We start from the raw sequence: 13,047 nt of genomic DNA on the forward strand, positions 1-13,047 counted from the left end.
TCTTTTTCAGATACTTTAGTAAATAATTGAATCCGAAGCAATTCGTGGAAGGGTATACCCGCCATAATCCACGTCCAACCCTTTACGCACTTCTTTTGGACCATCGGAAGGCAACGCAGTCCCAAAAACATATACTTTTTGCAGGGATGGGAAATGCTCCAATTTTTTAAACAAGTTTGAGGTTATACCAGTACCGGTCAGATTGAGATGTTTCAAATGCAAAAGATGGGATAACTCCTCAATACCTTGGTCCGTGACTTCGGTTTGACCCAAGTTCAGCACGGTCAGGTGGGGTAAATGGCCCAAATACGGATAAATGGAATCGTTTATGGCCGTATTGGACAAATCCAGTTCCACAATAAAATCGTTTATGGGGGTCAAGGCCATGGTATCTGTCAACGAAAATCCAGGTTTATTGATTGCGGTGACCCTAAGCCAAGGGGAATCCTTGCTGAGATACTCCACATGCAATCCGGTTTCCTTGACGGCCCGCAGACTGTCCAAGGGCAAAGCGGATAAAGTGGCTTCTGGATAAAAATCTTCCGCATTTTTGGGGAAGAAGGGTTCAAAAAGACTTTCGTCCAATCCATGCGATGCAATACTACCTTCAAAAGGGTGTCCGGCCTCGATCCAAGCTCTTAATATGGCAATCTCTTCCTTGGACAATTGCTCTTTTTCCTTGGGCGGCATATGGCCATCGGTATCTTTGGGAGAAATAACCCGGGTGAAAAGTTCACTGCCATCAGGGTTTTGGGCCATGATCACCTCCCCATTTTCACCGCCGGAAAGAATACCATCTTCCATATGGAGCCGCAACTCCCCTTTGGCCTGTTTGGGACCATGGCAGCTTACACATTTATTGTTGAGGATGGGATGTACCACTTCGGCGTACAGGTCGGCATTCTCCCAGGATTCTTCGGTCAATGCTATGGGGAGTTCTTCAAAAACCGGAATGCCCAGTACTTTTTTTATCCCTCTCGGAAGAGGTTCGGTCAGATACCCTTCACCATGGGTGATGTTACCTCCTTTATGCCCTGTGATGGAAATCAACACCAACCCTAAAACAACCATAATGGGAAAGGACACTTTTTGCAACACAGCAACGGAATCCGACTTCCATTTCAAATACAATGCAAAGCAAAACAAGGCAGTGATGATTCCAAACCAGAGGTGGCCCTTGACGGTATCAAACCCATAGCCCTCATTTTGGTATAGCAGGAATCCACTTATACAGGCCAAGACCGAGACAATTCCCGCCCATAGGAACAAGGTGGACAATAGCCCGGTGTACTGTTTTGTCTTACGGTCGGTCCAATATAAAAGTACGCCCAGTACCAAGAAACCTATGGGCAGGTGTACAATTAGAGGATGTAACCGCCCCAATAACTGTGAAAGAATATCCATTTAATCTATGCCGAGTCTTTGTTTTATAATGTTCATCATATAAACATTGGCCTCCCATTGGTTCGATACGGGAAGTTGGGTATACGGAAGGGCAGGCATATAATAAGGTGGCCCAAATTCCGAGGTAACCGTCATGGGACGGTCATTTTCTACCCAAAATTTTCTGATGACCTTTTCCCAGATATCCAAATGGCGATCAACGGCCCTTTTCCACTCTGGAGCTTTGGGGTCGTTTACTTGGGGGCTCTCGGCATGGCCTACACGTGCATGGATATGGTCGGTCTTTGCAATCACTTCGGAAAGCATGGCATCCCTGCCTTCCAATAAGGATTCATGGACCACCATCCAATGGCTGATGTCGGCAGTAAGGCGTAAATCGGATATCTTTTTTAAATAGTCCAATGTAATGGGCAAGGTGTAACTGAACCGTCCTCTATGGGTTTCGTGATAAATGGGAATGCCGGTTTCCTTGCTGATAGCGTTGGCCGCCTTTATGAAGGCGGTATTCTGTTCCATAGTAAAAAAGTCACTACCGGTTTGACTGTTGATGACCACGGGTTTCCACGACACCAATACATGCAGTTTCTTTGTATAGGCCTCCAAACTTTCCTCAAAGGGAAGACTGTTGTCGGTTCCATGCATCAAATTGAGTTGTAAGTCATGTTTTTTTAATGCAGCTTTCAGTTGCTGTTGACTTTCTGCCTCATTCGGAAGCCAAACATCAATACCATCAAAACCGGAGGCTTTGGCCTGTTCGCAAAATGCATCCCAGCTCAGGGTGTTTCCCCAGTTGGTCTGAAAAAAAAGGATTTCCCCTTTTTGGGGATAGAGGGTAGTGGCAAAAAGAATCATTACTAGATAGAGGTGTTTTTTCATGAGTATGTTAAAGTTTGGTTGCAATTACGCTAATATTTCTTTGATGACTTCCCCGTGTACATCGGTCAACCTAAAAGGCCTTCCCTGGAAATCAAAAGTGAACTGTTCGTGGTTAAAGCCGAGCAAGTGCAGCATGGTGGCATGAACGTCGTGTACAGAAACTGCCCCATCCACTGCAGAGAACCCAATTTCGTCGGTTTCCCCATGGCAGGCTCCTTTTTTGATACCTCCACCGGCCATCCACATGGTAAAGGCATCACCATGGTGGTCCCGGCCCATGTAGCCCATTTCCTTGCCTTCCCGGTTTTCTTTCATGGGGGTACGGCCAAATTCACCGCCCCAAACCACCAAGGTATCATCCAAAAGACCACGTTGTTTTAAATCCAATAGGAGCGCGGTCATGGGTCTGTCTATTTGTCGGCATTTGTTCCGAAGTCCCAAATCCACGGCAGTACTGTGGTCTGTTCCGTGACTATCCCAGCCCCAATCGAACAATTGTACGTAGCGTACGCCTTGTTCCACCAGTTTTCGCGCAAGCAGACAGTTGTTGGCAAAGGATTCCTTTCCAGGTTCCACCCCGTACATTTCCTTGATATTATCTGGTTCACTGTTGATGTTCATTACTTCAGGAACGGCAATCTGCATGCGATAGGCCATTTCATATTGATTGATGCGCGCCAGAATCTCTGGGTCGGCATATTGGGCATATTCGGCTTTATTGATTTTGTTAATGGCATCAATAGTGCTCTTCTTTAAATCGCGGGACATGCCTTTGGGGTCATCAATGTAGAGTACAGGGTCTCCCTTTGACCTGCACTGCACGCCCTGATAAACCGAGGGCAAAAACCCACTTCCCCAAACACTTTTTCCCGCACTGGGCGCCTGTCCACCAGAGGTGAGCACCACAAAACCGGGTAAATTCTGGTTTTCAGACCCAAGTCCGTAGGTGACCCATGATCCAACACTTGGTCTTCCCAAACGGGGTGTTCCCGTATGCATGAACAATTGGGCGGGTCCATGGTTGAACTGGTCCGTGTTCACCGCTTTTAGAAAAGCCACTTCATCCACCACTTTTTTGAAATGGGGCAGGTTTTCCGAGACCCAATTGCCACTTTCGCCGACTCGTTCAAATTTGGCTTGGGGGCCAAGAAGTTTTGGGGTACCACGGATAAAAGCAAATTTTTTGCCCTGCAAAAGCGATTGTGGACAATCTTGGTTGTGCAATTTGGCCAGTTCGGGTTTATAGTCGAACATTTCCAACTGCGAAGGCGATCCCGCCATGTGCAGATAGATCACTGATTTTACTTTGGGCGCAAAAGGTGGAGGTAATGTGGCCAAGGGATTCAAGTCCCTTTCAGTTAACTGGAAGCCTTTTTTTAGGGCTGCTACCGGGTCATTTTTCTGAAAATTACAAGAAGCCAAGAAACCGCTCAATGCCAAGCCGCCCATTCCCGTGGCGCACTGTTTCATAAAATGTCGACGGGTCTGCGCCTGTACTTCACGCATCAGTTTTTCGTGGATCAATCGGTCCAAAGAATCTTTGCTCATGACTTTGTAATAAATTCATCAAGGTTCATAATGGCATTGGCCACAACGGTCAATGCGGCCAATTCGGCATCATCGGTTCCCAAAAAGTCATCCATGGCCTTCGCGTCCATTTTAAAGGTGGCCAAGGATTCTTCATACAATTCGGACAATGCCTGTTTTTTATCTGGGCTCAATTCCCTAAACACGGCTTTTTCATAGCCCCGGGTAATGGCACTTTCAATATTTTCCGCTTTTTTCATGTCGATGGCCAGTTGGTGGGCTGCCTCAAGATATACAGGGTCATTGAGGGTCACCAAGGCCTGTAAAGGGGTGTTGGTCACGGTTCTTCGGATGGTACATACCTCACGGCTACTGGCATCAAAGCTCATAAAGCTGGGATATGGGCTGGTGCGTTTGATATAGGTATAAAGGCCACGACGATAACGGTCTTCTCCTTTGCTTTCCACCCAAGTTTCACTGCTGTAGACGGTTTGCCAAACCCCATCAGGTTGTGGGGGCATAACACTGGGGCCATACATTTTTGAACTCAACAGTCCTGAAACGGCCAAAGCTTGGTCCCTAACCTGTTCCGCAGTCAAACGTAATCTTGGACCACGGGCATAAAGCCTGTTCTCTGGGTCTATTTGATGCAACGTTGGATTTCCTTCAGAGCTTTGACGGTAAGTACCGGACATGACGATATCCTTGATGAGCGATTTCAACTGCCATTCATTTTCATTCATGAGCCGAAGTGATAACCAATCCAACAAAGCAGGGTGGGAAGGAGGCTCGGATTGTGATCCCATATCTTCAAGCGAAGCCACAAAACCATTTCCGAACAATTGATGCCAAACCCGGTTTACCAAGGTACGTGCGGTCAAGGGGTTCTCCTTGCTCACCAACCATTGCGAAAGCCCCAAACGGTTTTTGGGCCATTCCTGTTTCCATGGGTTCAATATTGCGGGTGTGACCGGGGTGACGGTATCAGCCAAGGTAAGCCAGTTTCCACGTTCAAAAACCCGGGTCGTACGGGTCATATAATCCGGGTTCTCTATCATGATGGGCACCGTTGGGGTGACGGTGTTCAAAAGATCTAGGAATTTTTTCTGGATTTGATCATGCCCAGGTTGTCCTTCGCCGGGAAGGTCGGGCAAAAAGGCAAACCAAGAAATAAAGCTGGTCCCCGTCTGTTCGGGCAGTGTTGGGTTTTCAGCTTCAAAAAACAAACGAATGGAATCTTGTACCTCGGCAAAGGGCACTTTACGGATAATTTCCCGAGGAGTCTTATCAATATTGAAACGCGCCAAGACTTCACCTTCATTGTTGTCTTTTCGAAGCGTCATGACCGTACCATTGTCATTGGCCCAATATTTAAAATAAAGGTTGGGCGAGCCTTGGGTATAAATGTCATCATAGTAACAGGAACCATTGGGCCAAAGCGAGAGGTATTTGGTATCGGCCAGTTCGCCATTGACAAAGTTCTTGGCATGGTGAACCTGATAGAACGGCTCATTGTACATTAAAAACTTGTTGAATTTATCGGCTACTTCCTGGTTTCCATACTTTAGGTTCCATTGAAAGATTTCGTTCAGGGTCTTTTGGTCATCTTCGCTATAGAATTTCAATACAGGATCCTCATGGGGGGTGTCCTCATCCATGGCGTTGTTGAAAAAGGCCATCATATTATAGTATTCCTCATGCCTGAAAGGATCATACGTATGGCTATGGCACTGAACACACTCCATGGTGGTACTTTGCCATACTTGGAAGGTGGTATTGACGCGGTCCAGTACTGAAGCAACCCTGAATTCTTCATCCTCTGTACCTCCTTCATCGTTGTTCATGGTGTTTCGGTGGAAGGCTGTGGCAATAAGTTGGTCCATGGACGGGTCAGGCAATAAATCACCGGCAAGCTGTTCCGTGGTGAACTGGTCGTAGGGCATATTTTCGTTAAGGGCATTTATGACCCAATCCCGGTACTTCCACATGGTTCTGCCTTGATCTTTTTCATACCCTTTGCTGTCCGCGTAGCGTGCAAGATCTAACCACCAACTGGCCCATTTTTCACCAAAGGAAGGTTGAGCCAAAAGGCTGTCCACCAAAGTTTCATATTCCATTTCGCCTTGGGTGTAGGAAGTAAACCATTCGGCTTTGGGAGGTAGCCCGGTTAAATCAAAGGCCAATCGCCTGGCAATGATGTTTTTTGGGGCCGGTGCATTGGGAGATAACTCATTTTCTTCAAGACGGGCCATGATAAAATGGTCAATGTCGCTTTGGATGAAGTCACTTTTTTCCGGTAAAAAACCTGCCTCTTGATCCGGTTGCGGAACTGAAATGTCTTGGGGTGGGGTATAGGCCCAATGTTTTCCCCATTCGGCACCTTGATCGATCCACCGCTCCAGTAAATCGATTTCTTCTTGGTTCAACGCCGGTTTTTCATAGGGCATCCGCAGTTCTGGATCATCTTCATGAAGACGGCGGATGAATTCACTGGCACTTGCGTTGCCTGGAACAATGGCCCTTTTGCCCGATTCGCCTTCGACCAAGGCCTCTTCCTCAAAAAGGAAGCTGATGCCACCACTTTTTTTGACCCCACCATGACAGGTAATGCAATGTTTGTTCAGAATAGGTCGTACTTCACTGGCAAAATCAACCTTTTCACCAGTGTTGCAACCCATGAGCATAACGGACAAAATTGTTGCTGTAGAAAATATCAGAAAATGTCGAATCGGCATTTTTTTTGAGTATTTGTAAATATTATATAGAATAATTATGAAAATCTACATTAAATGATGCAAAAAATAGTACTTTTTTTGCCACTTTGTAAATGTATGTAATCATTGGAATTTCTTAGGACCGTACGAAGACTTTTTTGTGATTTGTTTTTTGAACTTTTGAATAATTTGTGTTCTTTTTCGAAACTGGGGAAATTGCATAGTGCTAAACTTGAAGTGCACATAAATTTTGGGTGGTAATCGACAAAAGAGTGGTCTTGGGATTATTTTTTTCTAAGTGAAGATTCCCGAATCACTAAATCCGTTTTAAGGGTGATGGTTTCAAAGTCGATGGCATTGTCTTCGTTCTCGATTTGCCGTATCAACAATTTGGCGGCGGCCTCTCCCATCTGGAATGCCCGATCATTTACCGTGGTAAGGTTGGGCTGGATTACTTGGGATATGGGATAATTGCTGAATCCCACAACAGCTATTTGTTCGGGAACCTTAAATCCAGCTTTCTGGAAAACTTGAACCGCGCTGATGGCCGTGTAGTCGTTGGAGCAGAAAACTCCATCAGGTATTTGGGGCAAAGCAATAAGTTTACGGGCGGAAATAGCCCCTTCTTCATAGCTGAGGTTTTGGGTTTCGAGGACCAAATCAGGATTATAGGGGATATTATGCGCCTTCAGTGCGGCTTTGTATCCTTCAAAACGATGCTTAAATATTGAGGTGCTTTGATTTCCTGCAATATGACCTATTCTTTTACACCCTTGTTCTATGAGGTGTTCTGTGGCCTTGAAGGCAGAGCCAAAATCATCTATGACCACTTTATTGGCCTGAAAATCTGTAGGGACCCGATCATAGAATATGATGGGAACCCCAAGTTTGACCAACCTTTTAAAATGGGTGTAGCTTTTGGTCTCGTTGGAAAGGCACACAATGATGCCTTCCACCAATCTATTCTGTAGGATCTTGGCAATTTCCTTTTCCCTATCGATGGAATCCTTGGATTGGAATATGGTGATGTTATACCCTTCCCTATAGGCCAAGTCTTCAATACCACTAATGACCAAAGAATGAAAATGGACATCTATTTGGGGTACGATCACCCCAATGGAATAGGTTCTTTTTTTTCGAAAACCAGCAGCAATGGAGTTGGGTGCAAAGCCAAGCTCCTCGGCCTTTTTTTGCACCTTCTTTTTTGTGGATTCGCTTATGGCCGGATGCCCCGCAATAGCCCTGGAAATGGTAGAGGGGGATAGCTGTAGCTCCTTGGCCAAATCTTTAAGGGTTATTCTTGGATTGGACATTATAGCGAATTACAAACGTTTGCGTTAATTTTAAATTTTGGAATTGTTCATTAATCGAACACTGGACGTTTTTTCCAATTATACAGACAAATTTAATGGATTTTTAGTGCTAAGAGGATTATTTAATTTATTTTGATTCGAAATTATTTATGCAAACGTTTGCATAAATATTGTTCAAATTCTATATTTGGCTCCTAATCATTTTCTAGTTAAAGAAGAATGGGGGAAAACCACGATAATATAAATGTGTATGCTTCTAAAAAGGAAGCAGGAGAGGCGGCAGGAAGGGCAGTTGAAGAGCACCTTGTTAAACTTCAGCAGCAGCAAGACGATATTAGAATAATTTTTGCGGCGGCACCCTCACAAGATGCCATGTTGGATTACTTGTCGGCCTCAAAACGTATTGAGTGGGGCAAGGTAACGGCTTTTCACATGGATGAGTATTTGGGACTGCCCAAAGGAGCGGAACAGCATTTTTCGGAATATTTAAAAAAGCGACTTTTTTTAAAGGTTCCCTTGAAGAAACAAATCTTGATAGACCCATTTGGTAATGTGGAAAGTGAGATTTCCCGATATTCAAATTTGATGAATGAGAAGCCAATCGATATGGTTTGTTTGGGCATCGGTGAAAATGGACACATTGCGTTCAATGACCCACCAGTGGCAGATTTTAACGATTCCAAGACCATCAAGGTAGTTGAATTGGATGAAGCTTGCAGGATGCAACAGGTGAATGATAAATGCTTTGAAAGTTTGGAGAATGTCCCCAAAAAAGCCCTGACTTTGACCGTACCCGCCTTGTTCCGTACAAAAAAGATATTCTGCGTTGTTTTGGGAACAAACAAAAGTGAGGCGGTAAAAAATACATTGATGGGACCGGTCAACGAAAGCTGTCCGGCATCTATCTTGACCACACACCCAGATTGCACGTTTTACTTTGATGAAGATGCGTATCAAAAAGTTATGGAAATTTCAATTTAAAAGAAACGATATGATTTCAAAACACATGTTAAGAGCCCTGTTGATTCTGGTGTTATGCCTTAAGGCATCTTTGATTTTGAGGGGGCAAGATACCCCTGATTTTCAGGTAAGGGGGTTTCATATTGACCTAAGGATACAGGTCATGACGCCAGAAGCCTTGAAAAATTTTGCCAAGGAATTGGCAGATTTTGGGATAAATACCTTGGTCATGGAATGGGAGGGGACCTATCCGTTTAAGAACCACCCCGCCATTTCCAACAAGTATTCGTACACCCGAGAGGAAATCAATGACTTTATTGCCTACTGCGACGGTTTGGGTATAAAGGTGATTCCACTACAGCAGAGTTTGGGGCATGTGGAATATATCCTAAGGAACCCCAGATATAGTGAATTGAAAGAAGACCAAAAGGATATTTCCCAACTCTGTCCCATGGAAGATGAAGCCAGCAAAGCTCTATTTACAGAGTTGTTCACCGATATGGCGGAAACACATAATTCAGATTACATCCATATTGGTGGAGATGAAACTTATTTATTGGGACATTGTCCACGATGTAAGGAGAAATCGGAAAAATATAGCAAGTCCAAGCTGTTTGTGGACCACATGAAAATGATATCTGAAATTGTCATCGGATTGGGGAAAATACCGGTCATGTGGGCCGATATTATTCTAAAACACCCCGAAGCAGCAGCGGATTTACCGGCGGAAACCATTTTTGTGGATTGGAATTACGGATGGAAAATAAGTCACTTTGGCGACATTCCTTCCCTTCAGAAAATTGGTTTTACCTTTTGGGGCTCTCCGGCCATACGCTCCCATCCGGATAATTGGTATGTGACCAAATGGGAAAAACATTTTAATAACCAGAGCGACTTTATCCCTTACTCTAGACAAGCGGGCTACACAGGTATGGTGATGACTTCCTGGTCCACTTCCGGAGTGTATGGTTTTACTTGGGATTCTGGATACGATGTGCTGGATATGGTACAGATCAGGAACAATTATCCCATGTCCGGTTTTCGAATTTTGATCGCGAGTTATGCCGAGGCCTTGAAGAAAGAGACTCCCATCAATGGCCAATCCTTTGCTTTACAGTATGGGAAGGAACGGTTTGGTTTAAGCGATAAGGATAGTCAAGTGTTATGGAAGTTCCTTTCTGCGGATTCAGAGTTGATTACTAATGGAAAACCTGAACAAAGCGCCAGTATTGATGACGTGAAGGCCAAATATGACCCCATTCGGAAAGAAATCAAACAGATTGAACCCCGAAAGAACCAGCAGGAGTTTGAGCATTTTAAGCTGATGGCCGATTTGCGGATGCACTATTTGGATTTTAAAGCGGTGGAGGCCCAATACAATTCCAAAGATTTTTCAGTTACGGAAACTCCAGGCTTACTTAAAAAATTGGACGCTGTCTTGGCCGATGCGGAAACGCTCAACAAACGGTACATCGAACTCAACAAGGGGTTTCTTTATGATGCTGAACTTCAGGAACAGAACAACATACGGGTCCAGCAAGTGAAGGTGCTTTATGACCGACTTGCAAAGGCAAAATAACCAATGACAGGGATAATCCCATTTTAAATCATGCAGATACTCGACTGGATTGTATTGTCATTTTATTTTCTGATGCTCTTGGGCATTGGTCTCTGGGCCTACTTTCGAGTAAAGAATTCGGCCGACTTTTATACCGCGGGAGGAAAGCTTCCTTGGTGGTTATCGGGAATCTCGCACCATGTTTCGGGATATAGCGGTGCTGTTTTTGTGGCCTATGCCGGTATTGCCTACACCCACGGCTTCAGTTTGTACGTTTGGTGGGCCTTTACCGTAGCCTTGGCTACTTTGATGGCGGCATTCTTTATAGCCCCACGCTGGTCCCGTCTCCGCATTTTTTCCGGGGTGCAATCCCCCACAGAATATTTGCTCAAACGATACGACCTGAAAACCCAACAACTGATTGCTTGGACCGGGGCCATAATAAAGGTCTTTGATACCGGGGGTAAATTGGCTGCCATTGCCGTTTTGTTGAATGTATTCAGCGGGACTTCCATTAGTTTCGGTATCATCTTGGTGGGAATGATCTCACTCATATATATTACCATTGGAGGGCTTTGGGCAGACGTTTGGAACGATTTTGGACAGTTCATGGTCCAGTTACTGGCAGGAATTACCATGTTCGTGGTGATTCTCTTAAAGTTGGATGATGGTCTGGATGGCATTTTCACGGTATGGGATAGATTACCCCAAAGGAATTCCAATCTGTTCAATGAACCCTACACCTTTGGTTTTGTCTGTGTGATACTGATCATTAATTTTTTTAGCTATAGTGGAGGTACATGGAACTTGGCAACGCGGTTCATTTCTTCCAAATCGGGAAAGATGGCCAAAAAAGCTGCCATACTGTCATCGATGCTCTATTTTGTTTGGCCCTTGGTGCTTTTTTATCCCATGTTCAGTGCTCCATTGTTCTTTGAGAACCTCTCGGACCCCACACTTTCTTATGGAATGCTGGTCAAAGAGTTTTTACCCTCGGGCCTGGTGGGGCTTGTGCTGGCTTCATTGTTTGCCAATACCTTGTCCATGACCGCTTCGGATTCAAACACGGTATCGGCGGTGATCAGTAGAGACATACTTCCTGTTCTGTTTCCTAAAATAAGGACGTTTACCGATAAAAAGTTGTTGCGCCTTGCTAGGGTCACCACCTTTTGTTTTACCCTCTGTACCATCATTACAGCGCTGAATTCCAGTTATTTTGGAGGAGTTTTCGGGTTGATTGTCAGTTGGTTTGCAGCATTGCTCGGGCCCATTTCCATTCCCATGATCTTGGGGTTGTTGCCCGCTTTTGCAAAAAGTGATGGAAGGGCGGCCCTGATTTCCATTGTTGGGGGACTTCTAGCCTTTATGGGATTGAAACTGTTTCCAACGCATTCCCTTGCATTGGAAATTGGAGGTCCGACCTTGGTGTCATTTTTTCTCTTTGTGCTATGGGGATGGTTGAATAATAGACCTGTGCCCGCTGAAGTAAAGGATTTACACCTTAAATTGGATAGCAAGTCAAAAGGATAACATGATGGAAACCTGTTTGAGAGGTATACATTTTGAAAGTGGGAAGGGTATTGAAATCCATATTGAAAATGGGACGATATCCCATGTGGTGGATGTACCTTCAAATGAAGCTTTTCATAGGATAGCCCCGGGATTGGTAGATCTTCAGGTAAACGGGTACAAGGGAATCGATTTTAATAGCGGCAACATCACCAAAGAAGACGTGGCGAATGCCGTCCGATTATTATGGGAAGTGGGGATCACCACCTTCTATCCTACCTTGATCACCAATTCAGACAAGAATATAAAGAATGCCCTTCAGGCTATTGCGAAAGCTTGTGAGGAAGACAAACTTGTGAATGATTCCATTGGTGGCATCCATCTGGAAGGCCCGTTCCTTTCCGGCGAAGAAGGCCCGCGTGGTGCGCATCCGCTTGAACATATTAAAAATCCAGATTGGGAGCTTTTTAAAACATGGCAAGAGTATGCCAAGGGCCGGATAAAGCTGATTACCCTTGCCCCGGAACGGGAGGGAGCCGATGATTTTATTAAAAAATGTGTTGTTTCGGGAGTGTTGGTTTCCATTGGTCATACCGCGGCAAACCCCGATCAAATCAAGGAGGCGGTGAAGGCAGGTGCCCGCATGTCCACCCATTTGGGAAATGCCGCCCACCTTAACTTACCACGTCATCCGAATTATATTTGGGAGCAGTTGGCTTCGGATGATCTCTGGATTTCCCTTATTGCCGATGGGTTTCATCTTCCAGAATCCGTGTTGAAGATTTTTATCAAGGTAAAACCAGAGAAGAGCATTTTGGTAAGTGACTGCACCCAATTTGCAGGATTACCTCCGGGAATCTATACTTCCCATATTGGGGGGGCTATTGAATTGAATGGGGAGGGAAGGCTCTTCATGAAGAAAAATCCAGAACTCTTGGCGGGTTCTGCACAAACGCTTGTTCATTGTATAGACCATTTGGTAAACTCGGGTTTGGTTTCCTTGTCAAAGGCATGGCGCATGGCATCCAAAAAACCTTTGGAACTCATGAATGTTCAAGGTTATGGCCTCAGCGAAAATGGTAAGGCCGATTTTGTGGTTTTTGAACGTAGATCAAACAAGATTGAAATTGTCCAAACCATAAAATCGGGAAGAGTGGTCTATTCCCGTTGAAGCGATACCGAAATT

9 protein-coding genes are annotated in these 13,047 nt (G+C 44.9%); 4 read left to right on the plus strand and 5 right to left on the minus strand.

The window, feature by feature from the left end; all coding sequences use genetic code 11:
• Positions 1-15: 15 nt before the first annotated feature.
• The 5 genes from ACP14V_RS02635 to ACP14V_RS02655 form a co-directional block, all read right to left on the minus strand.
• Entirely contained in the window at positions 16-1,404 is a 1,389-nt protein-coding gene (locus ACP14V_RS02635) for a c-type cytochrome domain-containing protein (RefSeq protein ID WP_272610763.1), read from the minus strand.
• Entirely contained in the window at positions 1,405-2,280 is an 876-nt protein-coding gene (locus ACP14V_RS02640; protein ID WP_272610762.1) for a sugar phosphate isomerase/epimerase family protein, read from the minus strand.
• A gap of 24 nt (positions 2,281-2,304) precedes the next feature.
• Positions 2,305-3,828, minus strand: coding sequence for a DUF1501 domain-containing protein (locus ACP14V_RS02645; protein ID WP_272610761.1), 1,524 nt, complete (start codon positions 3,826-3,828; stop codon positions 2,305-2,307).
• Positions 3,825-6,485 carry a PSD1 and planctomycete cytochrome C domain-containing protein gene (locus ACP14V_RS02650; protein ID WP_272610760.1) on the minus strand — a complete coding sequence of 887 codons (2,661 nt, stop codon included), beginning with the start codon at positions 6,483-6,485 and terminating at the stop codon, positions 3,825-3,827. Before ACP14V_RS02650 ends, ACP14V_RS02645 begins: the two co-directional genes overlap by 4 nt.
• 320 nt (positions 6,486-6,805) lie before the next feature.
• Positions 6,806-7,834, minus strand: coding sequence for a LacI family DNA-binding transcriptional regulator (locus tag ACP14V_RS02655; RefSeq protein WP_272610759.1), 1,029 nt, complete (start codon positions 7,832-7,834; stop codon positions 6,806-6,808).
• A 219-nt stretch (positions 7,835-8,053) separates the two neighbouring features.
• Here ACP14V_RS02655 and ACP14V_RS02660 point away from each other — a divergent pair, with 219 nt between their 5' ends.
• From ACP14V_RS02660 to ACP14V_RS02675, 4 genes are read left to right on the plus strand one after another with little or no spacing between them, the layout of a single operon-like run.
• The gene (locus ACP14V_RS02660; protein WP_272610758.1) at positions 8,054-8,815 is read left to right on the plus strand and encodes a 6-phosphogluconolactonase; all 762 of its coding nucleotides are present in this window, start codon (positions 8,054-8,056) and stop codon (positions 8,813-8,815) included.
• A gap of 10 nt (positions 8,816-8,825) precedes the next feature.
• Entirely contained in the window at positions 8,826-10,373 is a 1,548-nt protein-coding gene (locus ACP14V_RS02665) for a DUF4838 domain-containing protein (RefSeq protein WP_272610757.1), read from the plus strand.
• A 30-nt stretch (positions 10,374-10,403) separates the two neighbouring features.
• Positions 10,404-11,882 (plus strand): sodium:solute symporter family protein, encoded by a 1,479-nt coding sequence (locus tag ACP14V_RS02670; RefSeq protein ID WP_272610756.1) that lies wholly within the window; start codon positions 10,404-10,406, stop codon positions 11,880-11,882.
• A gap of 1 nt (position 11,883) precedes the next feature.
• Positions 11,884-13,032 (plus strand): N-acetylglucosamine-6-phosphate deacetylase, encoded by a 1,149-nt coding sequence (locus tag ACP14V_RS02675; protein WP_272610755.1) that lies wholly within the window; start codon positions 11,884-11,886, stop codon positions 13,030-13,032.
• Positions 13,033-13,047 lie beyond the last annotated feature (15 nt).

It is taken from the genome of Flagellimonas alvinocaridis, assembly GCF_965248585.1.
Taxonomy (GTDB): Bacteria; Bacteroidota; Bacteroidia; order Flavobacteriales; family Flavobacteriaceae; genus Flagellimonas; species Flagellimonas alvinocaridis.

Bases quoted from the DNA above. Each gene is read 5' to 3' on its own strand.
- ACP14V_RS02645 (WP_272610761.1), bottom strand. From the start codon at position 3,828: ATGAGCAAAGATTCTTTGGACCGATTGATCCACGAAAAACTGATGCGT.
- ACP14V_RS02660 (WP_272610758.1), top strand. From the start codon at position 8,054: ATGGGGGAAAACCACGATAATATAAATGTGTATGCTTCTAAAAAGGAA.
- ACP14V_RS02670 (WP_272610756.1), top strand. From the start codon at position 10,404: ATGCAGATACTCGACTGGATTGTATTGTCATTTTATTTTCTGATGCTC.
- ACP14V_RS02655 (WP_272610759.1), bottom strand. From the start codon at position 7,834: ATGTCCAATCCAAGAATAACCCTTAAAGATTTGGCCAAGGAGCTACAG.
- ACP14V_RS02665 (WP_272610757.1), top strand. From the start codon at position 8,826: ATGATTTCAAAACACATGTTAAGAGCCCTGTTGATTCTGGTGTTATGC.
- ACP14V_RS02675 (WP_272610755.1), top strand. From the start codon at position 11,884: ATGATGGAAACCTGTTTGAGAGGTATACATTTTGAAAGTGGGAAGGGT.
- ACP14V_RS02650 (WP_272610760.1), bottom strand. From the start codon at position 6,485: ATGGGTTGCAACACTGGTGAAAAGGTTGATTTTGCCAGTGAAGTACGA.
- ACP14V_RS02640 (WP_272610762.1), bottom strand. From the start codon at position 2,280: ATGAAAAAACACCTCTATCTAGTAATGATTCTTTTTGCCACTACCCTC.
- ACP14V_RS02635 (WP_272610763.1), bottom strand. From the start codon at position 1,404: ATGGATATTCTTTCACAGTTATTGGGGCGGTTACATCCTCTAATTGTA.